This window comes from Streptomyces sp. NPDC006332 (assembly GCF_040612855.1).
GTDB lineage: Bacteria > Actinomycetota > Actinomycetes > Streptomycetales > Streptomycetaceae > Streptomyces.
Map to the genome: position 1 here is coordinate 23,711 of NZ_JBEXRA010000045.1, position 25,116 is coordinate 48,826.

At 69.3% G+C, this 25,116-nt stretch carries 24 protein-coding genes; 8 read left to right on the forward strand and 16 right to left on the reverse strand.

Annotated elements, in window-relative coordinates:
* Nucleotides 1–35: 35 nt before the first annotated feature.
* On the reverse strand, nucleotides 36–2,726 hold the full coding sequence (locus tag ABZ027_RS31840) for an ATP/GTP-binding protein (protein WP_356774441.1): 2,691 nt from the start codon (nucleotides 2,724–2,726) through the stop codon (nucleotides 36–38).
* A gap of 125 nt (nucleotides 2,727–2,851) precedes the next feature.
* Between ABZ027_RS31840 and ABZ027_RS31845 the strand changes: the two genes are divergently transcribed.
* A complete protein-coding gene (locus ABZ027_RS31845) occupies nucleotides 2,852–3,097 on the forward strand; it encodes a hypothetical protein (protein WP_356774332.1) in 246 nt (81 codons plus the stop codon).
* On the opposite strand, the gene ABZ027_RS31850 is transcribed toward ABZ027_RS31845, so the two are convergent.
* From ABZ027_RS31850 to ABZ027_RS31860, 3 genes are all read right to left on the reverse strand, one after another.
* Nucleotides 3,061–4,899 carry a zeta toxin family protein gene (locus ABZ027_RS31850; RefSeq protein ID WP_356774334.1) on the reverse strand — a complete coding sequence of 613 codons (1,839 nt, stop codon included), beginning with the start codon at nucleotides 4,897–4,899 and terminating at the stop codon, nucleotides 3,061–3,063. The two genes, ABZ027_RS31845 and ABZ027_RS31850, sit on opposite strands and share 37 nt — an antisense overlap.
* Before the next feature lie 14 nt (nucleotides 4,900–4,913).
* Complete coding sequence (locus ABZ027_RS31855; RefSeq protein ID WP_356774336.1) at nucleotides 4,914–5,888, reverse strand: hypothetical protein; 975 nt, start codon at nucleotides 5,886–5,888, stop codon at nucleotides 4,914–4,916.
* Nucleotides 5,889–6,061: 173 nt separating this feature from the next.
* A complete protein-coding gene (locus tag ABZ027_RS31860) occupies nucleotides 6,062–6,430 on the reverse strand; it encodes a hypothetical protein (RefSeq protein ID WP_356774338.1) in 369 nt (122 codons plus the stop codon).
* 324 nt (nucleotides 6,431–6,754) lie between these two features.
* Here ABZ027_RS31860 and ABZ027_RS31865 point away from each other — a divergent pair, with 324 nt between their 5' ends.
* Both ABZ027_RS31865 and ABZ027_RS31870 read left to right on the forward strand, forming a co-directional pair.
* Nucleotides 6,755–7,420, forward strand: coding sequence for a restriction endonuclease (locus tag ABZ027_RS31865; protein ID WP_356774340.1), 666 nt, complete (start codon nucleotides 6,755–6,757; stop codon nucleotides 7,418–7,420).
* A 95-nt stretch (nucleotides 7,421–7,515) separates the two neighbouring features.
* Nucleotides 7,516–7,965, forward strand: a complete 450-nt coding sequence (locus tag ABZ027_RS31870; protein ID WP_356774342.1) for a hypothetical protein — start codon at nucleotides 7,516–7,518, stop codon at nucleotides 7,963–7,965.
* 138 nt (nucleotides 7,966–8,103) lie between these two features.
* On the opposite strand, the gene ABZ027_RS31875 is transcribed toward ABZ027_RS31870, so the two are convergent.
* The 3 genes from ABZ027_RS31875 to ABZ027_RS31885 form a co-directional block, all read right to left on the reverse strand.
* Nucleotides 8,104–8,373 (reverse strand): hypothetical protein, encoded by a 270-nt coding sequence (locus ABZ027_RS31875; protein WP_356774344.1) that lies wholly within the window; start codon nucleotides 8,371–8,373, stop codon nucleotides 8,104–8,106.
* 93 nt (nucleotides 8,374–8,466) lie between these two features.
* Nucleotides 8,467–9,291, reverse strand: coding sequence for a hypothetical protein (locus tag ABZ027_RS31880; protein ID WP_356774346.1), 825 nt, complete (start codon nucleotides 9,289–9,291; stop codon nucleotides 8,467–8,469).
* A 63-nt stretch (nucleotides 9,292–9,354) separates the two neighbouring features.
* Complete coding sequence (locus ABZ027_RS31885) at nucleotides 9,355–10,449, reverse strand: integrase (protein ID WP_356774348.1); 1,095 nt, start codon at nucleotides 10,447–10,449, stop codon at nucleotides 9,355–9,357.
* 137 nt (nucleotides 10,450–10,586) lie between these two features.
* Between ABZ027_RS31885 and ABZ027_RS31890 the strand changes: the two genes are divergently transcribed.
* Complete coding sequence (locus ABZ027_RS31890) at nucleotides 10,587–12,050, forward strand: pentapeptide repeat-containing protein (protein ID WP_356774350.1); 1,464 nt, start codon at nucleotides 10,587–10,589, stop codon at nucleotides 12,048–12,050.
* Between the two features lie 34 nt (nucleotides 12,051–12,084).
* Here the strand turns inward: ABZ027_RS31890 and ABZ027_RS31895 are convergent, their stop codons facing one another.
* The gene (locus ABZ027_RS31895; protein ID WP_356774354.1) at nucleotides 12,085–13,134 is read right to left on the reverse strand and encodes an integrase; all 1,050 of its coding nucleotides are present in this window, start codon (nucleotides 13,132–13,134) and stop codon (nucleotides 12,085–12,087) included.
* A 373-nt stretch (nucleotides 13,135–13,507) separates the two neighbouring features.
* Here ABZ027_RS31895 and ABZ027_RS31900 point away from each other — a divergent pair, with 373 nt between their 5' ends.
* Complete coding sequence (locus ABZ027_RS31900) at nucleotides 13,508–14,290, forward strand: hypothetical protein (protein ID WP_356774356.1); 783 nt, start codon at nucleotides 13,508–13,510, stop codon at nucleotides 14,288–14,290.
* Nucleotides 14,287–14,460, forward strand: coding sequence for a hypothetical protein (locus tag ABZ027_RS31905; protein ID WP_356774358.1), 174 nt, complete (start codon nucleotides 14,287–14,289; stop codon nucleotides 14,458–14,460). The genes ABZ027_RS31900 and ABZ027_RS31905 overlap by 4 nt, the downstream gene beginning before the upstream one ends.
* A 137-nt stretch (nucleotides 14,461–14,597) precedes the next feature.
* On the opposite strand, the gene ABZ027_RS31910 is transcribed toward ABZ027_RS31905, so the two are convergent.
* From ABZ027_RS31910 to ABZ027_RS31925, 4 genes are all read right to left on the reverse strand, one after another.
* On the reverse strand, nucleotides 14,598–15,182 hold the full coding sequence (locus ABZ027_RS31910) for a hypothetical protein (RefSeq protein ID WP_356774360.1): 585 nt from the start codon (nucleotides 15,180–15,182) through the stop codon (nucleotides 14,598–14,600).
* A 280-nt stretch (nucleotides 15,183–15,462) separates the two neighbouring features.
* Nucleotides 15,463–16,677 (reverse strand): XRE family transcriptional regulator, encoded by a 1,215-nt coding sequence (locus ABZ027_RS31915; RefSeq protein ID WP_356774362.1) that lies wholly within the window; start codon nucleotides 16,675–16,677, stop codon nucleotides 15,463–15,465.
* Nucleotides 16,670–17,494: a hypothetical protein gene (locus ABZ027_RS31920; RefSeq protein WP_356774364.1), complete on the reverse strand. Its 825-nt coding sequence runs from the start codon at nucleotides 17,492–17,494 to the stop codon at nucleotides 16,670–16,672. Before ABZ027_RS31920 ends, ABZ027_RS31915 begins: the two co-directional genes overlap by 8 nt.
* 717 nt (nucleotides 17,495–18,211) lie before the next feature.
* A complete protein-coding gene (locus ABZ027_RS31925) occupies nucleotides 18,212–18,997 on the reverse strand; it encodes a hypothetical protein (RefSeq protein WP_356774366.1) in 786 nt (261 codons plus the stop codon).
* A 1,158-nt stretch (nucleotides 18,998–20,155) separates the two neighbouring features.
* Here ABZ027_RS31925 and ABZ027_RS31930 point away from each other — a divergent pair.
* Together ABZ027_RS31930 and ABZ027_RS31935 are read left to right on the forward strand one after the other, a co-directional pair.
* Nucleotides 20,156–20,860 (forward strand): hypothetical protein, encoded by a 705-nt coding sequence (locus tag ABZ027_RS31930; protein WP_356774368.1) that lies wholly within the window; start codon nucleotides 20,156–20,158, stop codon nucleotides 20,858–20,860.
* 194 nt (nucleotides 20,861–21,054) lie between these two features.
* Nucleotides 21,055–21,954, forward strand: coding sequence for a hypothetical protein (locus ABZ027_RS31935; protein ID WP_356774370.1), 900 nt, complete (start codon nucleotides 21,055–21,057; stop codon nucleotides 21,952–21,954).
* Between the two features lie 416 nt (nucleotides 21,955–22,370).
* Here ABZ027_RS31935 and ABZ027_RS31940 read toward each other — a convergent pair whose 3' ends face one another.
* From ABZ027_RS31940 to ABZ027_RS31955, 4 genes are all read right to left on the reverse strand, one after another.
* Complete coding sequence (locus tag ABZ027_RS31940) at nucleotides 22,371–23,750, reverse strand: LysM peptidoglycan-binding domain-containing protein (RefSeq protein WP_356774372.1); 1,380 nt, start codon at nucleotides 23,748–23,750, stop codon at nucleotides 22,371–22,373.
* Between the two features lie 162 nt (nucleotides 23,751–23,912).
* Nucleotides 23,913–24,380, reverse strand: a complete 468-nt coding sequence (locus ABZ027_RS31945; protein WP_356774374.1) for a hypothetical protein — start codon at nucleotides 24,378–24,380, stop codon at nucleotides 23,913–23,915.
* A gap of 121 nt (nucleotides 24,381–24,501) precedes the next feature.
* A complete protein-coding gene (locus ABZ027_RS31950; RefSeq protein WP_356774376.1) occupies nucleotides 24,502–24,705 on the reverse strand; it encodes a hypothetical protein in 204 nt (67 codons plus the stop codon).
* Between the two features lie 110 nt (nucleotides 24,706–24,815).
* Nucleotides 24,816–25,112: a hypothetical protein gene (locus tag ABZ027_RS31955; protein ID WP_356774378.1), complete on the reverse strand. Its 297-nt coding sequence runs from the start codon at nucleotides 25,110–25,112 to the stop codon at nucleotides 24,816–24,818.
* Nucleotides 25,113–25,116: the final 4 nt, after the last annotated feature.

A 25,116-nucleotide genomic window follows, 5' to 3' on the forward strand; every position in this document is an offset into this window, starting at 1 on the left:
CTGGTGTCAGAGATAGGAGTCCGGGGACGTGGTGGCTACCGCGCGGTGCGCAGCAGTTCGCGTCGTGCGGTGACGAGGCTGCGCCACCGGGCGCGGGTGGCTTGTTCGCTGTCCAGCCAGCGCGGCGGGCTGTGGTCGGCCGGCAGCGGCAGGCCGGCCATGAAGTGCGCGATGTCGGTGTAGTAGGCGTACGTGCCGTCGCTTGTCTGATCGCGCAGCTGGGCGATCGTGGCGCCCAGAGCCTCGTGGTCGTCGAGGACTGCCTGGTGGAAGGCGAGGGCGACGTCGAGGGTGGGCGTCATGGAGGTGAGGCCCGCGACGTCAAGTTCGGTACGCAGGGTGCGGACTCGGTCATCGAGATCGGGGCTGCCGGCGTCGCGGATGACGGAGGCGATGGCAGCGTTGATCGTCGTAGCCCGCAGGTCGAGGTCGGCGAGGAGCTGCTGGGCCAGGTCGAGTTCGTCGTCGGCCTGGCGGGGGTCGAGAAACGCGAGGGCGAGGGCGCGCAGTGCCTGGTTGTGTGCGGCCTCGCCCGCTTTGGCGTGCTGTTCGGCTTCGAGGCGCCCCGCCAGATACGCCTCGGCCGCGCGCTGTACCTCGCCCTGGATCCAGTACAGGTCACCGAGGACACGCTGGTGGCGGCCCTCCCACCCCAGGGTCTGTGCAGCGGCGAGAGCCGTCGGGAAGTCGCCAGCGAGACGGGCGGCCTGCGTCAGCCCGCGGCGGGCGGCCTGGGCGAGGCGGCCCCCGCCGTCGACCACCTGCTGGTACCCGCGGCGTGATTCCTCGGTGCGTCCGATGTCGCGCAGGGCTTTGGCCCGGTAGTAGACCGGCATCTCCTGCAGCTCGGCGGGCAGCAGACCGGAGTCGATGACGGCGGTGAGCCGCTCCACGGTACGGGCGCGGTGCTCGCGTTGACGGCGGGCCAGGGCGCTGAGAGTTTCGACCAGCGCCTCCGCCGGCGTCGACAGCGCGGTGCTCTCATGGCCGTGGGCGGGCGGGGCGAGCGGCTCCCACACGGAGTCGCCGACGTAGGCGAAAGCAGCCTCGGTGAGCCAGTCGAGCTGGTCGAGGTTGAAGTCGCGGGCCAGGCGCAGCCCTTGCCGCAGCACGCCGATCAGCACTGTTCGCTCGCGGCGTGGACCATGAGCCCACTCCTGTCCGAGGGCGGACAGCGCGCGCAGCGCGGCGCGCTGCCAGTCCTGCTCGGACCACCGGTCGTCGCTACGGTCCTCGGCGCTGCGGATCGCGGAGCGCACCACCTGGTGAAGGTGGAAGGGCCACAGCCCTGTCAGGTCCTCGCGGATGAAGGGGCGTTCGGTCAGCCGCAGGGCCGCCGCGTCATGGGCAAGCCCGGCGGCTTGGGTGGCCAGCGGCACCGAGAACGCGTCCAGCAGCGACACCGAACGCAACACGTGCCGCTCGTCGCTGGTCAGGTCGCTGAGGGTGCGGGAAATCAGGGCGGGGAAGTCGCCGAAGTCGTCCGGTTGCGGCACACGTCCGTTGCGTCGTATCTCCAAGAACCGCATGACGGCAAGATCGAGGTAGAGGGGCAGACCGTGGGAGCGTTCGGCGATGGCGCGGCGTAGCTCTGGACCGATCAGCGGTTGGCCGTTGTGGGCGAGGCGGTGGGCGAGGTGGTCGTCGCAGTCTTCCGGGGAGAAGTCGCCCACCAGGATCTGCCGTACCTCAGGGCCGCCGTGCGCGCGGGCGCCCGGGACGTGTCCGGCCAGGCCGGGCCAGGCGGTGGGGCCGGTCCAGTCGAGCTGTCCCTGCAGGCCGTCCTCGGCCCACTGCAGCCGGTTGCGCCCGGTGATGACGAAGAAGGTGTTGGGCATCAGCCACACGATGCGCTGCAGCAGCCGTTCAAAGTCGCGGTGCGTGCGGTCCCCGACTTCCTCGAAGCTGTCGAACAGCACCACCGGGGTGACCCGCTGGGCTGCGGGTAGTTGGGCAAGGTCCCAGGCGAGCAGATGAGTGGCGAAGCTCAGCGTCTCCAGGTCCGGCTCGGCCTCCAGGATGTCGGCCAGGCGGCTGCAGCCGGCCAGGGCGCGCACGGTCTGGCGCCGCTCGCGCAGTGCGCCGACCAGGGCGGTGGCGAGCTGGCCGGCGGCGCCTCCGATAGTGCCGGGCAGGGCCAATGCCTGGGCGACGTCCGCGAGCGCGGACTGCAGCTGGTTGGGCAGATTGACCGCGTTGGTGAACCGGCTGAGCATCCCGCCTCGCCGCAGATACTCCTCCAGCGGCTCGCCTGGGTGGTTGCGCTCCCAGTGCCGGCGCAGGGCCAGATCGAAGGCAGGCATCGGACGCCCCAGGGCGGCGACGGCCAGGCGGATCGACAGCACCACCCGCTCGAAGTCGATACCGCTGGAGCGCGCCAGGTCGACGCGCACCGGCAGCAGCCGCTCGATCGGCCAGGCCGGCGCGGTCCACTGGGCAGGTCGCTCGGTGGATTGGGCGAGAGACGCCTCGATCTTGCGGGAGAACGTGGACTTTCCGATCCCGCCGACCCCGTGGGCGACCAGGACGTTGTGCCGCGGGCTGGCCAGGTTTTCGACGTCGAACGACGGGTTGGCGACCCGCTGCAGATGATCGGTGAGCGCGGCGACGACGGCCTGCCACTGGGCCTGGCGGTTCGTGAACGCTTCCTCGGCCTCCACCGACCGGTCATTCGCCCCGAACAGCATCCGCAGATCCCGCGCCACGACACCCCCAAGAAAGATCACCAACGGTAGCAACCTATGCGCCCCGCCCTGTGCTTCGCGGCGGCTTTGGGCAACATGCGTCTCGGGCCGCATCGTCTCAGCCAGGGACAATGACGGCCCATCACCGATACCCGAAGGACCTCCCCATGTCTGAGCCCGTGACCCCCGAGGCCGTCGAGCAGCTGGTGCAGGAAGTCAGCGCCTGGTACTCCGAGCAGCTCATCCAGGAGCGGCGTGCCGGCTCTCCGGATGCCGAACGTCTCCAGCTCCTGAGGGACCAGCTGGCGGCGTGCGCCGCCGACCAGCAGGCCCTGCAGGATGCCGACGAGAACGAGGTCGCCGAGATCGCGGCCCGCTACGCGGCCCGTATGAAGGAACTCAAGGGCCAGTAGCCGGGTCCCTGCTGTTGGGGGACGGGCAGCGCCGACATCGGGATCGTGGCGGTGAGGGCGCGCGGCTGCAGATGGGCAGGCATCAGCGGCCAGGCCAGCGCGGCAATCTCGACGAGATCCTGCCGGTACTGCGGAAGTTCACCCTGTACTCGCTGCAGGGTGGCCAGGAACTGCGCTGCCTCCGTCGGGGTGTACGGGCGCTGTTGCTCCGACTCTACGGCGTCCCCGCCCCGGGACGGGGACGCCCATGCGCCGCCCGGGGTACGCGCGTTGCGGTACAACGCGGTCAGGTCCCGGCGGATGACGGAGACGGAGTCGATGATGTGCGGCGCCTCCTCGGCCGCGCGGACCACGTCGGCCAGCAGGTGGAAAGACACCTTATGGGCGGCCGTCGGGGTGAAGCGGGGCGTGCCACCGATGCGGGCCACCTCCGCGCACCGCGTCGCGATGCCCAGACGGCTGTCCGCTGCCCGGCCCCCCAGCACGATCAGCTCCACGCGGTAGCCCGCCGCATGGTGGCGGCGGGCACCGTCAAGGAAGTGGGCGACGTCGTCCGGGGCGATCTCGATCAGCAGGTCACCGCGGCGCTCGCGCACGTATGCCTCGGCTTTCTCCTGCCACGCCCGGTAATCCGGGCGGATCCGGGCGGAGGCCGTGCGTGGCTCCTCCTCAAGCAGTCGGCGGTAGTCGGGGTGCACCGCCTTGAACATCCCACCCTCGATCCGTGTGGGGCGTCGGGCACGCAGCACCCGGCGCAGCGTGCGCGCCGCGTAGGTCTTCCCGGCTCCCTGCGGGCCCATCACGTACAGCGCCACCGGCTGGGCGTGCGCCGTGATGTCGCTCAGGTGCATCGGCACGATCAGCTCGTCGAAGATAAAGCGGTGCTCGTCGGCGGACAGCCGGTGGTAGTCGACCCCGGGCGGCACCGTGAGCGGCTGGGCGATGCGCCGCACCGGCTCGGCCAGCGCGGCGGCCCGTTCCAGACCACCGGCGACCGCGAGCCGCCGTTCCGGCGTGCTCTCCGCCGGGTGCAGCTGCTGTTCCAGGCCCTGCACCTGGCGGCGGAAACGCCAGGTTTCCGGCGCTGTCCAGGGTCGCGTCCGAGCCGCGTGCAGCGCTCGGTGCGCGCCCACCAGCGAGGGTCCGGGCAGCTCGTTGTCGTAGAGCACCTGAAGGTCACGCCGCATCACCATCACGCGGTCGGCCAGCTGCTCGGTCTCGATGACCTCCAGCGACTGCGGCAGGCGACGCACGCACTGATCGTGGTTGTCCCAGGACACGTACCGGCCGACGCCGTCCTCGGCGATCTGGGCCATGTAGCGCTCCAGCACGCTCAGCTGCGTCACGGCCTCCGCCTCGGCCACGACCACCACCTCGACGCGGTACCCCGCATCCCGGTAGGCGCGGGCCTGCTCAGGGTCAACCACAGGGGTTTCGACCAGCGCGTCGAACCGTCTCGCGCGCACGTGCTCCTCGACCTCCGCCTGCCACCGCAGCACGTCCGGCCGTACACGCACACCCGCAGTGCGGTCATCGCTGTGCAGGAGACTCCGGTAGGCGGGGTGATCCGACTTGTAGAGATCGCGGCCGATCAGTACCGCGCCGCCCCGCCGGTCGAGCGACGCCTTCAACACCTGGCATGCGGTGGACTTCCCACTGCCGGGCGGTCCGCCGACCAGCACGGCGACGGGCTGCTCCTGCGGGACGGCGTCCCTGGTCCAAGCGGGCAGGATCCGCGACGCCAGGATCTTCCCGTGCTCGTCCTCGGACAACACGACCGGGACGGCGTCGGCGTCTTTCATCGCGGTCCCTCGCTCTAAGTGACCCGGCCAGGGAGGCGGGGGCCGTTCTGGGTGCCCTGGTGGTACGCCTCGACCACAGGGTCGAGGTGCTTGCGGATGCTGGCGGCCGTGATGCCGTCGAGGCGCTCGGCGAGCAGCTCCGCCACGGCGCGCTTGGAGCCGCTGCGCTGTTCGTCGGTGAGATTGATGTAGGCGGCGTACACCTGCTCGCGGGTCCCGTCGTCAGCCGGGAGGCTCTCCGGGGCGTGGCCCCGGACGATGCCCTGCGCGAGGCTGCGCTGGGTGGTGGCGCGGCGGCGGTGCTCGGGGGCGACAGGCTCCTCGATGACGGCGAGCCGTTCGTAGACCTCGGCGCGGGCGAGGTGCTTGGCGGCCCACAGAGCCCGTTTCTCCTCGGCCGCGCCGGTACCGGTGGCTTCCATCGCCGCGTTGTATGCGGTGTCGATCTCCTTTCGCAGCTCCTCGGCCCGGTCGTGGAGTTGGCGGGCCTCGGTGCGGCGTGCGTCGCCCTCGGTGCGGGCGGCCTGGTCTGTCAGGGAGGGCAGCAGGGAACTGACTGCCTGTTGCTCGCCGACCAGGTCGGCGTACCACTCGTCCAGGTAGTGGGCGTGGGTGGTCGGGTCGGCCGGGCCGCGGCTGATGCCCGTGCGCCGGCGGCCCATGAGGACCCACGCGCCGACCGTGGTGTTCCACCGTTCGTGTGCGGACTGTCGGGAACTGCTGGCGGCGTTGCCGATGTCGGTCCAGCTGGCGCCGCGTTCCCGCTCGATGACGACGGCCTGGTCGACAAGCCGCTCGGCGAGGCCAGCCATGAACAGGGCGTCGCGCAGCAGGCTGCCGTGGTCGTCATCCGGGTAGCGCTGAGCGATGTCACGCAGGGCAGCGTCGGTGATCTCGCGGAGAGTCTGCGCGCGCGTGAGCAGCGCTTCGTCGGCCGGGGCAAGGGCCGGTGGCCGCTCGCGCTCCGGGGGATCATTCATTTCCTCCATACTGTCAGGATACCCCTGACAGTATGTTGTGTCATGAACTCCTTGACACTTCACCGAGATTCACCCGTCCGGGCGGCCGGAAGGAAAGGCTGACGGCCCGGCAGACGGCAGGGCCCCGGACGCCTCTCCGCCCGGGGCCCTGTGCTGTTTCTGCTCGCTGTGCGGGTCGATTCCTATCGGTGGTGAGTGGCCGGGACCGATACCGACTGCGACGGCGTGGTGCCGGCCGGGGCCTTGCTGCTGGTTCCCGGTCCGCCGGCCAGGGCCAGCAGTAACAGGAGCATCAGTAGCCCTCCGCTCCCGGCGCCCGCGACCGCGGCGATGGTGCGCGGGCTAATGGACCGGTGATGCCCGCGCACGCGGGTGCCGTCACGGCGGTAGTGGGGGCGGACGTAGGTCGTCGGTCCGGTGGAGACCGGGCGGGGCCGCGGGGTGGCGCGTCGGGGTGCCGTATGGGGCTGTGCGGTGCGCGGCCGGGTGCGGCGGTTGTGGCCTTTGACGTAGGTGCCGTCACGGCGGTAGTGGGGGCGTACGTAGGTCACGGGCGGTCCTCGGCGGTGAAAGGGGGCAATGCCCCCAGGCGGGGCCGGGTGTTCCTCGGCGCAGCATTCGACGGTAGCCACCGGCACTGACAATCCAGGGCGGCCAACTCCTCGACTGTGCGCAGCCGTTGGGCGACAGCCAGCGATTTTCAGACGGGTGATCCCAACGGCGGGCCGACTGTCGGTGCCGGGTGCTGTCATGAAAGCGGCGGGGAGCTGCAGACGAGGGGGGAATGTGCCCGGGAACAGGGAATACGAAGACGTCGATCACACCGGCCGGGACGGGCGCGGGGCGCTGCGTATCGTGGCGGCGGGGGTCGTCCGGTGAGCCCCCGTCGGCGGCGGCGCAAGAGCGACGACGATCTACTCATCGCCTTAGGCGGGCTCGTGGTCGTCGGGTTGGTGCTGGTCAAGGTCGGACAATGGGTATGGGCGCACTGGTGGGTCCTGGTCGTGCTCGGCCTGCTGGCGCTTCTCGCCCTGGCGGGCTGGATCTACCGGCAGGTTGACCAGATGCGGTCCGCGCAGCTGCGGGTCGAGGGCCTGACCTACTCGCTCGGCCAGCTGGATGCCATGCACCACAGCGCCTTCGAGAACGCCGTACGTGACCTGTTGGCCCGGGACGGTTCCCACGACGCGCTGCGTTGCGGCGGCCGGGGCGACCTCGGCGCCGACGTGAAGGGGCACGATCCGCTCGGTCGGCTGTGGGTGATCCAGTGCAAGCACCGCAGGAAGGGGCTGGACGGTTCGGCTGTGGGGACTCCGGAGCTGCAGACGCTCAACGGCACCGGCCGGCCGGTGCACGGCGGCGACGTCGTCGTGATGGTGACCAACGGGAGGATCTCCGGGCCTGCCCGCGACTTCGCCCGGCAGCAGCGCCTGCACCTGGTCGATCGGCGGGTGCTGGAGCAGTGGGCCCGGGGCGGGCGACCGCTGTGGGAGATCCTTCCGGCTATTCCACCGCCCCGGAAGCCTCCACAGCTTCGCTGAGCTTCATCACGCCGGTGGGCGGGACTAGTTGGTCCCGCCCACCGCCATGTCGCCCTTGCCGCGGATCGGGTGCCCAGCGCTCTACGCTTCCGCTCATGACCAGCAAAATCCCCGTACGCGGGGGCAGAAAGGGGCAGCAGCACCGGGCGACTCCGGACGACCTGCGCTCCTACACCGTCTCGCTGGCGTCGCCGGTGACGGTGACCCGGGCCGACGGATCGACGGAGACCCGGGCGGCGAAGGCGGCACGGAAAACGACGCCAGCGCCGCGGCGGCGGGGCCCGGCCGTGTGCGCGATGTGTGCCGACCTGATCGAGGGCAAGGTGTGGGTGAGCCGGGAGCAGGGCCCCAGCCGGGGCAAGCCGGTTCACCCTGACTGCGAGAAGAAGGCGCAGGCGTTCACGGTGGAGCGCCGGGCGGCCAAGCAGAAGGAACGGGCGGCTAAGCCGAAGCGGCTGTCGCTGACGGAGGAGAACCGGCGGCTGTTCGCCGAGCAGGACCGTATCCGGGAGCTGCGGCGCCAGCGCAGCCAGCCGAAGAAGTAGCCGGGCAGTACAAGGGCCCCGGGGCGCGTACATCGCCTCGGGGCCCTGCCGCGCCTCCTCGCAGGGCCCGGCCAGCGTGCGTGATGGACGGCGCGCGGCCTCGGGCGGTCGATCGCCCGGTGCCGTGCTGGCAGAGGTTCAGGCGGAATGCAGCGCCTCGTCGCAATCACGGCACACCCACTGGCGCTTGTTTCGCGGGTACCAGGGGGCTCCGGGCCCGGCCGGGGTGTAGGGGAGTTTCTCCATGCCCCGGGTCGGCTTGCTGCACAGCGTCGTGTCCGCCGGGTCGCCCGGCACAGAAGGGTCGGCGGGCGCGGCGTGCACGGCTCCGTTGTAGGCGACCGCGTCCCCCGGCCCGAAGTCCTCGGACATCTGCCTGCGGGTTTCCTCGACGACGATGATTCCCATGACTCCACGGTGCGGCCACCACCTGCCGGCCGCACTTCGCAGGGGACCGGGCGGGCGTGCCAGCGGTCAGCTCCGCGGGGAAGTGGCCGCTGTTCAAGCGTCGGGGTCGCCCCACCCGTACTCCGCGGCGTACTCGGCGAACGCCTCGTCGTCGAAGTCCACGGGCAGCAGCTCCGGCTGGAACAGGTCGCTGTCCGGGTCGAGCGCCTCGGAGTGCGCCATCAGCTGGACCAGGAAGGTCTGCGCGGCCTGCAGGGCCTGCGGGTCGTCGAGCCACATCCCGAACTCCAGGTTGTGCCTGCTTCGTGCGGTGGCGTTGGCGCTGCCCACCCACAGCCGCTCCGGGCGGAAGCCGATGACGTCGGCGACGCCGCCCAGGGCGTCCTCGTCGTGCCACCACAGTTCGCCGAGCAGCATCATCTTTGTATGGAGGAAGGGCACCATGTCCTTCTTGGGCTGGCGGCGGAACCCGATGGTCCGCAGGGGCGGGATAACCACGTCGGGCATCGGCGCGCCCGGTCCCAGCACCTTGGCGCGGCCCTCCTCCCGCCAGTCCAGATCGGTCAGTTCGGCGAAGACACGGGCCAGCATCCCGTTGTCGCCGTCGGCAAAAGGCTGGAGCTTGCCCAGCTTGTCCAGGTCGCGTTTGCTGCGCCCCTGCTTGGAGACGACCACGCAGGTGTGGTCGAACCGGGCCAGGCAGGCGGCCAGCTCCGGATCGTCGAGCCAGAGGAAGCCGCCCAGCGCCACCGGCCCCATGCTCCGGAATCCCGGCGTGCGCCGCTTCTCCTCCAGGAAGCTGTCCATCCCGTCCACCAGCCCCTTCAGCACGTTCCTGCCGAAGTGACCGCGGTGTCCGTTTTGTTGAACGAACTTCTGGTCGAACGTGGCGGCAAACTCCAGGCCGTCCTTGTTCATAGCTTTCCCCTCCCCGAGTGATCCGGATACTCAACCATGGGCCGGTGGGCCGGATTGCCCGTCCTACAGCACCTTGACCAGGGCGTTTTCCTCCCAGCCGTCCCCGTCCTCAAAGTAGCCCTCCATCGCGGCGCTGTTCTCGACCCATCCGCCCTGCTTGGCGATGACCTTGCGGTCGTTGCCGGCGCGCTTGGAGCTGGTGGCCAGTCCGCGGCGCGGGGAGTGCCCGGTGGGCCGGAAGCTCAGCTCGGCCCACTTGCCCAGCCGGGTGATGACGTCGCCGATCGTCTCCGGGTCCAGCCCGCCGGGCATGACGGTGTGCCACCTGTTGTGCAGCGGCTTGTAGGCGAAGTCATCGGGGTCGGTCAGGTTGGCCTCCGCCTTCCAGGCCCGCCACGCGCGCACCGGGCAGCTGCTCGGCCGGGAGCCGAACGGCACCTTCACCTTCCGGGGCTTGATCTTCGACACGCGCACGTCGACCTCCATGCCGTGCTCGGTCTCGACGAAGTCGCGCACCCGCAGGAAGGCGACCTCGTGTTCGCGCCCGGCGATGGCGAAGCAGGTCAGCCCGATGGAGCGGTCGCGGATGCCCAGCCGGTTGTCGGGGGCGGCCACCACGGTGGCGCGCAGGTGCTCGGCGAGCAGCGCGGGCGCGGGTCCCCGGCCGCGGGTCTCCTTGGTCTTCTCCAGCTCCTTCACCTTGGCCTTGAGCACTCGGCGGGCGCGGGCGGCCACGGTCTTGTCGAGGACCAGGTGGTGGTCGGTGCGGCCGGTGACGACCACGCCGGACAGGCGGCGGTCGATGGTCGAGGGCGCGGTGTAGGTGCCCTTGCGCCAACCGGGCTGCCACCACAGCCACTCGACGAACGCGGTCAGCGATCCGGGCGTGATGGCGGTGACGGGGAGTTCGAGCAGGGCACAGAACTGCTCCCACTGCTTCCAGTCGGCGGCGTAGGAGTCGGTGGTGTTCGCAGGACGAAGGTTCTTCTCGTGCTGGACGGATCGCTCCTCCAGCTCCTGGAGCTTGGATAGCACGTCGGGGCTGAACGCCGCGGCGTTCGTCGCCGCGGTGGTGCCCGCCGGTCCGGCCGACGCCGGCAGCACGAGCGTGGGCGTCACGATGCGCGATACGTCCGTGCTCGTCTCGGTCTGCTCCATGATGGCCCGTCACGCACCTTTGTTCGTAGTGCTGTTTGTAGTGTCTGCATCCCGCATATGTGATCGGGTGGCAGCCGTGTCGGACCGCAGGCAGCGCAGATCGCAACCGCCGGGAGGGCTGGGTCGTCCTGCCGGTCGTGACTCCTCTCCTTGCCCGTACCCGGGAGCGTCGACGCGGTCTGCGTCTGTGGCACGTGTGGATCGTCCTTCCCCTGGCCTTCGTCGCCGCGCTGGCAGTCGCCAGCAGCGTCTTTTACGCCGGCTGGGACCTGCTCGGTGCCCAGACACTCAAGGCCGAACCGCGCATCGACTCCAAGACGCTCTTCGACCTGGTGAAGCTGTCTTTCGGTGTGGTCGCCGGGGCCGGCGGTCTGGTCGCCCTGGTAGTGGCCTACCGGCGCCAGCGGGTCGACGAGGACGGGGCGTTGCGGGATGCGACTCGCCTGCACAGCGAGCGGTTCACCGTCGCCGTTTCCCAGCTAGGTGACGACTCCGCCGCGGTCCGCCTTGGCGGCGTCCATGCCTTGGCCCACCTCGCCGACGACGCGCCCACCAGGGCACTGCGCCAGTCCTGCATCGACGTCTTGTGCGCCTACCTGCGCCTGCCCTATACGGCGGAGTCCGACCTGCCGGCAGGCGACACCCTGGCTCGTCATTCCTACCTGGAGCTGCGGCAGGTCCGCCATACCGTCATCCGCCTCATCCGTGATCATCTCCGTCTTGGCGTCGAACACTCCCACTCCTGGCGCGACCACAGCTTCGACTTCACCAGCGTGGTCTTCGACGGTGGCGACTTCGAGGATGCGCACTTCCTCGGCCACGTCTCCTTCGAGGATGCTCAGTTCACCGGCGGCCACGTCTCCTTCGACGGCGCGGGGTTCACCGGCGGCACGGTCTCCTTCGACAGCGCGGAGTTCACCGGCGGCCACGTCTCCTTCAACGGCGCGGGGTTCACCGGCGGCACGGTCTCCTTCGACAGCGCGGAGTTCACCGGCGGCCTCGTCTCCTTCTACGGCGCGGAGTTCACCGGCGGCGAGATCTCCTTCGACCGCGCGGAGTTCACCGGCGGCAGGGTCTCGTTCGTCAGCGCACAGTTCACCGGCGGCGACGTCTCCTTCAACCACGCGAGGTCCACTGGCGGCGGCGTCTCGTTCGTCAGCGCACAGTTCACCGGCGGCGACGTCTCCTTCAACCACGCGGAGTTCACTGGCGGCGACATCTCCTTCACCGGCACACAGATCACCGCCGGCCGCGTCTCCTTCACCGGCACACAGATCACCGCCGACCACGTCTGCTTCGACGGCGCGCAGTTCACCGGCGGCCACGTCTCCTTCATCCGCACAGGGGTCACCGGCGGCACGGTCTCCTTCGAGGATGCGCAGTTCACCGGCGGCGACGTCTCCTTCAACCGCGCAGAGTTCACCGGCGGCACGGTCTCCTTCGACAGCGCGGTGTTCACCGGCGGCGACGTCTCCTTCAACGACGCGCAGTTCACCGGCGGCGCGGTCGATTTCGGAAGGGCTGGCGGGACTGCCCCGGAGGGGCTGCCGTCGTCTGGAGGGTCCGTGCCAGCCGGGTTGGTTTTGCCCACTGCCTGGTAGGTGCGTGGCCCTGTGCAGGTCGGGGCACGATGCCCTACAGCACGCCGAGCAGGGCGTTGTCCTCCCACTGGTCGACGACTTCGAGGTAGCCGGCGAGGACCTTGGAGTGCGGGGCCCAGCCGCCCTGCTTGGCGATGACGATCTGGTCGTGGCCCTTCAGTCGGGAGGACGTGGCGAGTCCGCGGCGGGGGCTGTGGCCGGTGAAGCGGATCTCGATCCCGGCGCGCTCGCCGGCGCGGGTGACGATGTCGCCGATGGATTCGGGCTGCAGTCCGCTGTCCATGACGGTGTGCCAGCGGTTGTGCAGACGGCGCCAGGCGTAGCCGTCCGGGTCGGTGAGGCCCGCGGCCTCCTTCCATGCCTGCCAGGCCCTCACCGGGCAGATCGAGGGCCGGGAGCCGTAGGGGACCGGCACGACGCGGGGGCGGACCTTGGACACGCGCAGGTCGGCCTGGATGCCGCCGGGGGTTTCGGCGTAGTCGCGGACCCGGTTGAAGGCCAGTTCGTGCTCGCGGCCGGCAACGGCGAAGTGCATGAGCACCAGGGCACGGTCACGGATGCCCCTGAGGTTGTCCGGGCAGGCGGCGCTGATCTTCACCAGGTGCTCGACGAGCAGCGGTGGGGCCTGACCCCGGCCGCGGGTCTCCCCCTGCTCCTCCATCTCCTTCACCAGCTGCTTGAGGCGGTTGCGGGCGAGGCGGGCGACGCCGTCCTCCAGCCGCACGCCGTGCTCGGCGCGGGCGGAGACCACGGTGCCGGAGATCCGCCGGTCGATGGTCGACGGCGCGGTGCACGTCCCCTTCCTCCCGCCGGGCTGGGCCCACAGCCACTCGACGAACATCACCAGCGTGCCCGGTGTGATGGCGAGCAGCGGCACGCCGGACTCGTTGCAGAACTTGCTCCAGCTCGCCCAGTCCTGGATGTAGGCGTCGCGGGTGGACTTGGGGCGGCCGTCGGCGACGGTGCGCACGGCCTGGTGGTCGATGTGCTCCAGCGCAGCCCGGGTCGCGGCGTCGTACTCCTGCGGCCGGGCCGGCGGCGCCGGAATGACGACCGGTTCGACCGCCTTCTGACTGTCCGACATGATGCGCTCCATCCACCCGGTTTGGGCACCTCTATGGACTCCGGATATGGGGAGGTTATCCCGGATCCACTGAAGCGCGGCGGACTCGGCACCGCGCTCGTCGAGCAGGAACGCGCAACCGGTGAAAACGGAGTTCCGGCGCAGACCGGAGCGTGCAGGGAGATCACTGACGGTGATCCCGACCGCGCCCGCTTCGATCCGGATCAGTTTGGACGGCGACCACTCCATGCTTGCCGCGACGTCGAGATTGCTCGACTGACATTCATTCCTCGCCCATCTCGAAAAGTTGCTGCGTGATTCGAGGGGGATGACTGCTTGTTCAAACCGTAGAGAGAGGCGCTATGACTTCTAAGTACGAGATGGGGTCTTGTCTGTGTCCACTCAAGTCAGTTCGGCGGTCGCCGATGCGCTTGCCCTGGAGCTGAGCCGAGTCGAAGAGCGGCGGGCCCGCGATCGGGAGCTGTTCGCGGAGTTTCAGGCCACCGGGTTCGAGGGCCCCGCCTACGAGATGTTCCGACAGCGGCTCTGGCTATACGGGTGGAACGTGCTCCGGTCCTGGATGAAGGACGGCACGGTCATCGCCCGGTGCCGCAAGCGCAACATCTACTTCAAGGCGCCGTACACCGAGGTCGAGGAGATGATGCGCCGGGCGGAAGTCCGCGAGGACATCGCCATCGACTGCCTGAGCAGGGCCGTCCCCTACTACCTGTCCGACTGCCTGCAGCAGTGGGACCCCGAGGGTGGCAGGAACTTGACCACCTTCTTCATGCCCATCGCCCTCCACCACTTCCGGGACGCCTACCAGCGCTGGGCCCGTGAGTACCGGCGCCGCCTGTACGAACTCTCGGGGAACTCGCTGTACCGGACCGACGACGACGGGTTCACGGTGTGGAGCCCTCCCGTCGTGCCCGGCCCCGAGGAGCAGACCGTGCTCCGGGAAACCTTGATCCTCATCCTGGCCAAGGCATCGTTGGACGAACGGGCGGTGTGCGAGGCGATGCTGACCGGCGCCACGCAGGAGGAGATCGCGCAGAAGCTGGGTACCACTCGGAAGTCGGTCGAACGGCGCCTGAGCCGGGTCCGGCGCCGGGCCCGGACTCTCGCGGCGGATGGCCGCATCGTGGTCCCGTCGGTCAGCTCGGCGGTGACCCGGTGAACGGTCCCCTCGACCTGCGCGTCCTCGTTCTCCTGCTCGCGGGGGCCTGTGCGGCGTATATCGCGTACCTCCACCCCAGTGTCGGCGTCGCCCTGTTGGTCGGCGTTGGCGTGGTGACGGTCCTCTACCTGCTGCTGGGCAGCGGGGGCGGCGGGCCGTCGTCCCACTGACCGCCGGCGGCCCGACGGACTGAGCGCCCGGCAGCGGCAGCATCGGCCGGACACACGAGCGCACCGCCGGGCCGGTCTGGCCCGGCGGGCCAACGAGGGGGCGGAGCCAAGAGCGGCTTCATCGGGCGACACGATCATCAGTGCACTGGGACGTTCTCCCGCTGGGAGTAGTCCGTCTGCAGGCCCGCGGATGGGGTCAAGAGCTGGCCCATCTCGATACTGCCGCTGCAGTTGGCGCCCCCCTGGGCGTCGGTCACCCACGTGGGGCCACCGATCAGACTGTCGTCGCTGAAGTAGCCCGGCTTGAAGGTATGCGCGAACTCCTCCAGCGCAGAGATGATCTGGCGGCTCCAGTCGCTCTGCTCTTCCAAGCCCTCCCGGTCGTACTGCCCAAGGTCGGGATAGGCCAGCTCCACCTTCATCAGCGGTTCGGCGCGTCCCTCTGCCGGGCAGCCAGCGAACCCATCGGTGACGTGGACCTCGCTGACGTAAAGGGCAACCAGGTTCTTGGTCTCGTGCGGAAGATCGGACTTCTGCACCCACTTCTTCACGTCGGCCGCCGTCACGCGGCCGAAGTCCTTGACCACGCCGTCGCTACGTCTGGCCGGCGGCTCGTCGCTGATGCTGCACGCAGAGAGAGCGAGCAGACAAGCGGTGACGGCCAGCCCGTGCACCAGCCCGCCGCGTATCGCCCTTGACCCTGCAATGTTCAGATAGTTCATTCCCGCCCCTTGATCACCCCATGTGGGCCGACCGGCGCCCACGGGGACATCATCTGCAACGTCCCCCAGTCGGCACGAAAAGGGGCCCACACCGCTCGACGTCAGGCCTTCGCCTGCCGCGCGGGCCTCGCCTACGTCGCTCGCTGATGGCAGGTGTCCAGACGGCTCTGGGAGCGCCGTTCCCTGCGGGAGCAGGCCGGCGCTGAGGAGAACCGGAGGGCTGCTGGCCCGCGGGCTGATCTGCGGCGGGGTCCGGCAGCCGGACCCCGCCAACAGGCCATCAGGACGAGCTGCTGACCAGCCGTAGGGCTGGCCGGTCTTCCTCGCAACCGAGCATGCGCCGAACCTGGGCTGCACTCCAGGCCAGCTCGTGAGCCAGCTCAGTAATTGTCAGGCTGTGGTCGCAGGCGAGGGCGAAGGCCTGGGACAGCAGCGCGGGCTGTTCGCCGGGATAGCCAGCCAGGGGTTCCGGAGCGAAACCGGGTTGCCCCTGCAGGCCGTGCAGCCGCTGGTAGGCGCGGCTGGCCGAGGAGTCCGACAGGAGGCCGAGTTCTCGGCAGCGGTACAACAGGGAGTGCACCGAGACGCCCCAACTGTCGCGGAGCTGCGAAAGCTTGTGTAGGTCCGCCCGTGCAGGCAGCTCGGGCAGGATCGATTCGCGGGGGGTGAGGAACTCGGCTGCGAAGGTGTCGGCCTCGCGTTCCTGGGTGATGTCACCGGGATTGGTGTCGCCGTGCAGGATCAGGTGGCCCAGCTCGTGGGCGGCGCTGAAGCGGTGCCGGTAGACGTCGTCGGTCCGGTTGGGCGTCAGTACGATCAACGGGCGCGGGAGGCGCGAAGTGGAGAAGGCGTCGACGGAGCGCAGGTCCTCGTCGCGCTGCGGGGTGACCACCACGATGCCGTGCGCTTCCAGGCGCCGGACCAGGTGAGCGATGGGCCCGGTGCCCAGCCCCCACGCGACTCGCAGGGCTCGGGCGGCGGAGGCAGGTTCGCTGGGCAGATCGGTGCCCGGGTGTACCTCGCCGCCGGCGAAGCCGGGGAGGTCGACCACGGGGAGCTGGACACGCTTCTCCAGTGCGTAGGTCAGCTCCCAGACCTGTTCGGTGAACGCGACGGCTTTGGCGCGCTGGTAGGCCCGGGTGCTTCGCAGACTGCGGAAGTGCGCGGCCGAGGGGTCCAGCCGCGCGTGGGGCCGCCCCGCCAGGAAGTACGTCAGCGGCACATCCAAAATCTCGGCCAGGCGCGGCAGCAGGTCGGGGCGCGGCCGGTTGGTGCCCATCTCGTACTGGCTCACCGCAGCAGGGGTCACCCCCAGCTCGTCGGCCAGCCCCCTCTTCGTCATCCCGATGAGGCTGCGGGCTTGGGCCAGCCGGGCGGGGTCGAAGAGCTCGTGCACGGCAGCCGGGGACGGTTGACCCCGGTCGGTGCGGCCCTTACCGGAGCCGCCGCGGCTGCCGGGAGCGGTGAACAGCGGTGGTTGGGTGTTCTTACTCATCGCCGTTTTCTATGTCGGAAATGGTTGGTTCCTGTTCGGCGGACGGACGCTTGGCGACCTCGAAGCGGTGCGTGACGCCCAGAACAGGCAGGTCTCCCCCGGTGAAGCCCTTTTCGCGGGGGACAGTGGTACCCGCATCGCGCAGGTCATCGCGGGAGTCGCTGGAGTCCTGCTCGGCGGTGGCGATGCTCATGTCGAGCGGCTCCGGAGTCCACACCATGGCGCCGTCGTCCTCCAGCGACGTCGGCGTACCCCACCAGGCGGCCAGGACCTTGTCGCTGTCGGCGTTGGCAGCGTACGCGACGTAGATCACTGTCAGTTGCTCCGCCGAGGCCGCCGCGGCGGCCTCGGCCACCGAGGGGTCCGCCGTCGGCTCGGTGGTCTCGGAATCGCTGTCGAACAGCGTCGGTGGAGGTTGCGCAGGGCCTACGCCGTTGTCGCGGGAGACCTGGTGAGGAACCTTCGTGCTCAGCTTTGCGCGGGAGATCGGTTCCTTCAACGAGTCGGCATGCCGAAAGGGGATCAGCACTCGCCCGTTGACGACCGCCAGGCTGTACGACGCCCCTTTGGGCTTGCGGGCCTCATAGCCGGGGAGTTCGGCCAGCTCGAACTGCTTGACGACCTGTCCGTAGCGCGTGGCCCACATGCTGCCGTAGGCGCGCTTGTCCTCGGCCCCCGCCTTCTGGGCCGCCACCTGTACCTCGTAGGCGGTTTGTTGACCACGTGCCAGACCCTTAACCACATGCCGTATCACCTCCGCGGCGTGATCACCGAACTGCTCAACGGCCCACTGCGACGGCGTGATTTCACCAGCCATGATCCCCCCCCCAAGGAGCTAGTCACTTACCGAATCGACATCAACATAGCACCAGGACTTAATTTATAGACATCATTTGCCCGGTCCAGTGTGGTGGCGGGCGCGCTGGTTCCGGAGCGGCAGGCAGGTCGACCTGTCGTCGCGCCGTGCAATCCAAGATGGGCTGGCGCAACGGCCGTCCGATCGCTAAGCGGAATACTCGCTACCGAGAATGGCTGTACCGATGTTCTCCACGGCCGGTCACGCACGCGGGTCGGGGTCGGGGTCTGGGGCTTGGTCACCCCTGCTATCGCTGGTGAACCACAGGATCCGAACCATGTCCGCCGCTGCGGACCTCCTCCAGTCTGCGGCCCAGCGCCTCACGGTGAAGCAGCGGTGGCCGTACGCATGCTGAGAGGCGTACGGCCACCGGATCCTTTACATGGCACCGAAAGACCTTGTTCAGGTTCCTCCATGAGCATCAGCGACCAAGGCTGCGGATAGGCCGCTCGCCGTTTCACACCGGCACTCTGGTCGACGCTGGTTGCGAGGCCACCGCAGTACATGCGGCACGGCCGACACAGGAAGCGACGGCGCTGCGCGGGCCCTCTCCAGGATTCAGGCCTTGTCCCAACTGGGGTGGAGTCACTACCCGCCGGGACTGTTTCTTCGGCGAGACGGAGGCATGAGCGGCCCGGTCGGCGCCGAGTCGTCGGAAGCTCGGCGCCGGCTGCTGCCTTACCCGCCCACGGCGATCTGCCGCAGGAGGTCCCGGTCCTCGATGGGGTAGCAGCGGTTAGCCCGTTCTCCCGGACCGAAGGACCTCAGGGCTTTTACCTGCCGGAGCTCGGCGATCGCCTTCTCGACGGTTGCCCGCCCCAGACAAAGGGCATCGGCGAGGTCAGCCTGGCTCGGTCCCGAGGCGACCAGCTCCTCGGTGGTCGTCATCACCATGACGCCGTCCTCCCTGGGCTTTATCGCGTTTCTCCGAGTGGGCTCGGCCAGATAGTTCAGTACTGCCGCAACCCGGGCAGCCGGGGTTGCTCGGCTCGCGGTGTACATCCGCTCCGTCAGGAGGTGCCGTTTGGCTGCCATGCGCGCGAGCATCAGGGCGATCGCGGGGTCCGTCATCACCAGCGAGTTCAGCTTGGTGTTCGGGACCTCGACGAAGACGCACCGGGACAGGGTGGACCCGGAGGTGAGGTTCTTGGGGTTCGGGTTCGCCCTCTCCTCGCTGTACGTACCGGGGAGCAAGGCGGTGCTGCTGACGCTCTCGAAGAGCATCAGCTCGCGCCACAGGCGGACCTTGCCGGGTTGCACGAGTTCCGAGACGCGCCCGTCGACGAGGAAGAAGGCGGATTTCGCGACCGGGAGTACGAGAGGGCGGCCGCGGGGTCGCCTTCGCAGGCGGGAGACCTCAGTGAGGGTGTCTACGGAGTCGGGCGGCAGGCCGTGGAGGGAGAAGAACTCAGAGATGGCCCTGCCCTCGCTCGGTCTCCGGCTGATGGTGGGGTAGGTGCTCATGGTTACCTCCCCGTGCCAGGAGGCGTGACGGTCGAACCGGGCACCGTCGACACGGAGTCAGGGGATGCCATCGGAGAGACGGTTGTCGTCGGTGGCGCCGGGGCGACGACTCCGGAGGACGGGGCCGCCGACTCAGTCAGGAGGCGCACCACGGGCACCAACGCTCCGATAAGGAGGGCGAGTGCAGTGAGGACGGAAGCGATACGGGTGGGCCTGGTTTCCAGGCGCCGTACGGCGTAACAGGCTGCGGCCAGCACGATCCCGAAGATCAGAATGACCGCGACGTAGACGTCGCTGAACACACGTGTCCTATTCGAGAGGCGGTCGAGCTTCGATCGAATGTCCGAAGCTCGACCGCGGGTTTTTTGGGAACCTCGCTCTGACCAGTGACATCTGGACTGCGGCTAACAGTCCGTCACCGGCTGAGCGTGAATGTTACGCCATCGGTGTGACCCGGCCACAATTCGTGCTCTGTGGAGGGATTTCTCTGAAACAGATAACCCGAAGCACAGTCAGGGACAAAACCTGATGTGGCTCCTGACAGCCATAAGCGGAATCGGTAGTGCCGCGTCCCGGGACGCTGAAAGGCCGCGTCACAGTGACGGCTTCGGAGTGCCTGAGGACCGAGCAGGCCCCGCCCGGTGGCCGGGCGGGGCCTGCTGGTGCGGCATCATCAACGAGACCGTCGAAAGGGTTGGGCCGGGGCCTTCTCGGGGGAGCCACCCCCGATGGGCCGCCGGCCAGTGCTGAGCGAGGGCTCCCAAAAGCCGTGTGTCCAGCGCTGACTAGGAAACACCAAGCGTGATTGTGAAAGACCCTCGGGGGAGGGGTTTTCGGCTAAGGCTCGGTAAGAACCCCTCCTCCGAGGGATTTTTCTCCCGCTTTTAGGGTTCACTCACCTCTCTTGGAGGAGCGCACTTCGAATTATCGAGCTCTCCGCGTGCGGTCCTCTCTTGAAGATATGCCTCACGGCCGGGCGCGGGTAGAGCGCTGCCGCTCGGCAGATCGACCGTATTAACACTCCGGATGGGGCGCGGGGCACCCTGAAACGGAAGACGCCCCGGATCACTCGGACTACATCGGGCGCCGCTGCTGTCTGCGCGGACTCCCGGACTCGGCAAGGGGCGAAAGATCCCTGCCGAACGCCCGGAGGCTCCCGTGCTCCTCGACCTGCTCCACTCCCTGCTCGACCAGGCGGGCCGGGCCGTGCCCGACGGCGGACTGGCCGTGCTCGCCGAACTGGCCCGCGCGCTGGGCGGGGCGGCCCGCCTGGTGCAGCTGCTACGCCGACCCGGCCGTCGCCGCATCCGCCGGGTGGTAGAACCGGGCATGACCTTCACAACGTCGGGTGTCGCCGCTGCCAGCATCAAGGCCACGGGCAGCGTCACCTCCGCGCTGATCGGGCGCTACCGGCCCACGGGCGTTCCCCGGCTGGGTAGCAAGGAAGACCGGGCGGAGGCGTACCGGAGGCTGCTGGACGCCTCAACGCGCTCGTTCAACTACGCGTTCCAGTTCTCCCACCTGCAGCGCGAGGCGGGCCGGGCGGCGCACAAGCTGCTGCTGGGCCAGCTGCCCCAGGCGTGGGAGGTCAGCGGCGAACTCATCGGCGCGCTGCACGGCGTACGGCTGTGCGGCACTGTGGCGGTCATCGCCGCGGCGGAGGACCTCGTCGCCGCGACCAGCGACCTTGAGCTGAACGAAAAGGACGGCGCCCGATTCCAGCGGCAGGCTGAGGTGGTAGTCGCGGCGCAGGGCGTGTTCCTCGACGCCTGCCGAGAGGACCTCTCGTACGCCACGAAGCGGTGGCAGTGGGGACGCCGGTACAAGGAGCGGCGCTTCCTGCGGCAGCAGGCCGGCCGCTGACGGTGCCCGGCGGCGGCAGCATCGGCCGGACACAGGGCGCACCGCCGGGCGCTCCAGTCTCCCCACCTCCTCCTTGGCCCGGAGGAGATGTCCAGCCTCGCGCGCGTACGCGTGCGCACAAAGGGAGGTCCAGAAAGTGTAGGAACTCGGCCGTCACCCAGGTACGGCTCGGCCTGGTACGCGACAATCGCCGAGTGCAGACGTCGAAGTTCCCCTCGGTCCGCGCGCTCGACCAGCTCCTCGACGGCCTGGGCGCCGGCGCGGCCCGTCGGCGTCAGTTGGACATGGTGCGCGGGGAGCTGGAGCGGGCGCTGGACCGCGGGGCGCTGCCGGTCGGTGCCCGGCGCAGCCTGCAGCGACTCCTGGAAGAAGAGGCGCTCGGTCCGTACGTACGGCTCGCCGAGTCCGGGGTGCTGCGGCACCGGCGGATTGACGGGAACCTCCCGCCCACTTCTGAGGCGACCAACGAGATCCGACGCAAGTGCATCGACCTTCTGCGCGAGGCGCTGGGAATGCCCGCGCTGCGCCTGGGTGGCGGGGAGATCCCACTGCAGCCCGCGCCGGAGGCGGCCACCCTGTCCGCGCTGTCCCGCCAGCTCGACCGGTACCTCGCCGGGGCCATGTCCCCAGCGCAGACCCGACTGACGGCCCTGCTCGCCGTCGAGTTGGACACCGCGGCGCGCAGCGGGGAGCTGGTCGAGCTGCGCACCACGGACCTGGGCGAGGACAACGCCGCGGTGTACGTCGAGCGGCGCCCCCAGGGCGGCGGCGCAGTCGAGGGGGAGTGGGTCGAGACCTCGGCACTGACCCGGGCCGCGCTGGAGCGCTGGCTGGACGTGCGCAAAGAACTGGTGCAGCGGGCCCACGGCACCTCGAAGCTGTGGGTGTCGCTCTGGATGAACCACGACGGCGTCCTCGACGACCAGGGCAACACGGTGATCCGCCCGCCCGGGATGCCGCTGGAGGAGAACGGGCTGATCACCTCGTACCGGGTCGGCCGGCTGCGGTTCGAAGGGCTGCGCCAGCTGCTGCCCCTCAAGCTGGAGCAGCTGCGGCGCGCGGTTGACGCCGAACGTCAGCGCGCCGTCGCGTAGTCCCCTCTTCTTGTTGCCGCCTGACCTGGTCTTTTGCCGTGCGGCGGCCGCGGCCCCCGAAGGGCTTGTTATCAGCGGCAGCGAGACGCGGCGACTGCCGGCGGCTGGAGCTGCCCTCGGGACACCTGGGCCGGAGCGCGAACTGGTCCTGCGTGATGGAGGCTCGCTCGACCTGGGAGGGCGTGCGCGAGTGGCTGCCGCTGGGCGGCGGACACCAAGCCCTTGGGGACACGCTGGCCGCGCTGAACGTCCTCCGTCAGCTGGCTAAAGGCCGTGGGTTCGCCTCTTCCGAAGGGGCTTCGAAGGCGAACCGACGGGTGGCCCAGCCGTAACCGTGTGTGGGCGGGCCCGGGTTCACCCGGGCCCGCCCTACTGGAGGGGTCAGCTGACTTCGTCGCTGTGAGAGGGGTGACGACTCAACCGGTCGTGCCGGCGGAGTTGGGCACCATGTCGACGCCCTCCAATCCGGTCACGATGTTGACGCCGAACTTGTTGGCCACCTGGCTCCACGGCAGGGCCACGCTCACAAAGCCGGGGACGGAAAGCCCGGTGCCGGGGATAGGAACCTCCGTGGCTGTGCCGGCGAGGATGTGACCGCGGATGAAGGCACCGCCGTTGCCCTTGACGTAGAGCGGGGCGCCCGAGTCTCCATGCCGTGACCCGCGAATGCCGTAGAGGGTGGTGACACCCTCTACGCATCCGAAACCCGGATCCTTCGGGCAGAGCTGATCACCGGTGGAGACCACAGAGTTACCGCAAGATTCGCCGGTTGTGAGACCACTGAAGCAGTACATGGCGAATCCCTCGGGCAGCGCACGTGGGTCCCCGGCGCCGAGCACCGGGATGGTGTCGCTGTCACGGTCGCCAGTGAAAATCCTTCCGGCGTAACTCTCCCCGCTGATACGCGCCGCGTCCAACGCGGCTTCCTTGTCGTAGACCCGGCCGTACGGCCTTCCGGACAGAGTTGTGACTTCTTCGCCTTCGTGGTCGAAGCAGTGGCCGGCGGTGACCATGAACCGGGCTCCCACGTGGTCCGACACGGCGTAACCGGCAGTGCAGCCGGAGGTCCCCGCCTGGATGCCGCCACCACCCTTGAACGGTGGCTCATCGGCGTCGCGGGATGTCAGGTCGACGGTCCCACGGATGACCAGGATGTTGCGAATCGCCTGCACTTCGCTCTCTGGCGCCCCGGACAGGTTGGTCAGTTGGGACACGACGTTCGCCGGGGCATCGGTGATGAGAACGACCCGCCCAGCAGCCAAGAGGTTGAGGAACGAGTACACGCCGGTGTTCTGGGCGACGTAGTTCCTGATGTTCTGTTGAAGTCTCGCCAGTGCCGCTCTTGCGGCGGGCGACCCGTTCGCTTTGGTGCGGACGGTCTCGTCAGGAGCTTTGGGCGGATTCGCTTTCGGGGGCAGCGTCAGCACGGTGCCAGGAAAGATCCAGTGGCCCCGGTCGCTGGAAGCGAACCCGTGCCGACGGGCCGCGTCCTCGATGGTCTGCTGGTTGGGCGTGTAGATCTCTTCCCACAGCAGAGGGTTGCCGAGGGTCTGCTGGGCGATGTCCCACAGGGTGTCGCCGGGGACGACTGTGTGCTTGGCTGATTGCTGTTGTGTCGGTGCTGTGGACTGGCTGTCCGTCCGTTCCGGCTGCGTGTCCCGCTGCGGGCTGGCACTGGGGGCGGGGCCGTCGGCTCTCACCGCTGAGGCCGGGCCTGCGCCGAGCGCGGTGAGGCTGGTGACGCATATGGCGGCTGCGGCCACTGCGCGAACCGACGATCTCTTGCGTATGGGCATGTCTTCCTTCCTGGACCCACGTCGCACAGCACAGCCGCACGCGGGGATCAGACGGTTGGGGTGGAAGTCACACACCACGCTGCGGACGCCACATGAGCACCGCACTCCGGATGCACCCAATTGGGATTGCCATGGGCGTCCTGTTGAGCCGAATGGGCAGTGTCAGCCGACGCCGTCTGTGCGAGGGCTCGGAGCTGGACCAGCGTTGCGGAGGTTGTACTCGACGATGCCGGGCTGATCGACGATGGAGGTGTAGCGGAGGGCTGCGCCAACGGAGAGGCCGAACAGGTCGCAAATACGGCGGGGGTCGCCGCCGGTGGCCTCGGCTTCGTGGGGGAGGCGGTCCACGCGGAGTCGGTCGGCGGGTATGCCGAGGACGTCGTTGATCCAGACGTTGCTGACCGGTTCCACGCCGCAGGCGGTGGTCTGGGAGAGGAACAGGTGAGGGTTGGGGGTGCGGGCCCACCGGCTGTTGCGGTAATTCAGGTAGGCCGCGATCCGGTCTCGGACCGGGGCGGCGAGCAGCACCGTGCGGGTGGGCAGGAACAGCCTGCCGTCGCGCAGGTCCGTGGTCATGGTGGTGCGGAGTTCCTTGGAGGTGAGTGCGTGGAAGATGACCAGCGCTGACATCGCTGCCTTCGGCGCCGTCTGGGCCTGGAGAATTCCTCGGCGGGCGCTGCCTGCCGGGCGAGGGCGTCGGCTTCCGCGCTGAGCGCCTCATCGTCGGTCGGAAAACAGGAATTTGCCCAGCTCACGCGGGTGGCGTGACCGGACCGAGCACGTCGCTCTCGCGCAGCTGGGCGATGTGCTCCAGCCCGCCGGGCCGGTATAGCGGGGCGGCCTCGACGTCGGCCTCGGTGGCGCGGACCCGGCGGGTGGCCTCGGGCCCGTGCGCGGGGGCGGCGGGGGCCTGGGGCTGCGGGCCGTGGCCCAGCGTCCGACGTGCGGTGCTCATGAGCGCTGATCGTACGGACAACGCCCCGACGCGGGCGAGTTGAACAGAAACGGGCCTCATTCGAGGGCCCGTTTCTATAAGAGGACCGGATCAGCCCAGGTCAGGGCCGGTTATCCGGCCAGCTGCTCCGCGGCTTGGTCCAGCGCCGTGGTGTCATCCTCGGGCGTGGCGTTGTACCTCTCGGCCTGCTCCGGCGTCCAGTGGCGGCGGCGGTAGACGAACAGGCTGACCAGGGTGACGAAGCGGTAGTTCCCGTGTCGCTCGGCGACCAGGTGCCCGCCCTCGGTGAGCTGCCCGACGGTGTGCGGGCTGAGGCAGGTCAGAGAGGCGGCCAGCGGCACGGGGACGGTCATCTCCTCCCACGCCCCGGACCACAGCCGCTCGCCCTCCGGCGTCTCCTCGTCCATGGCT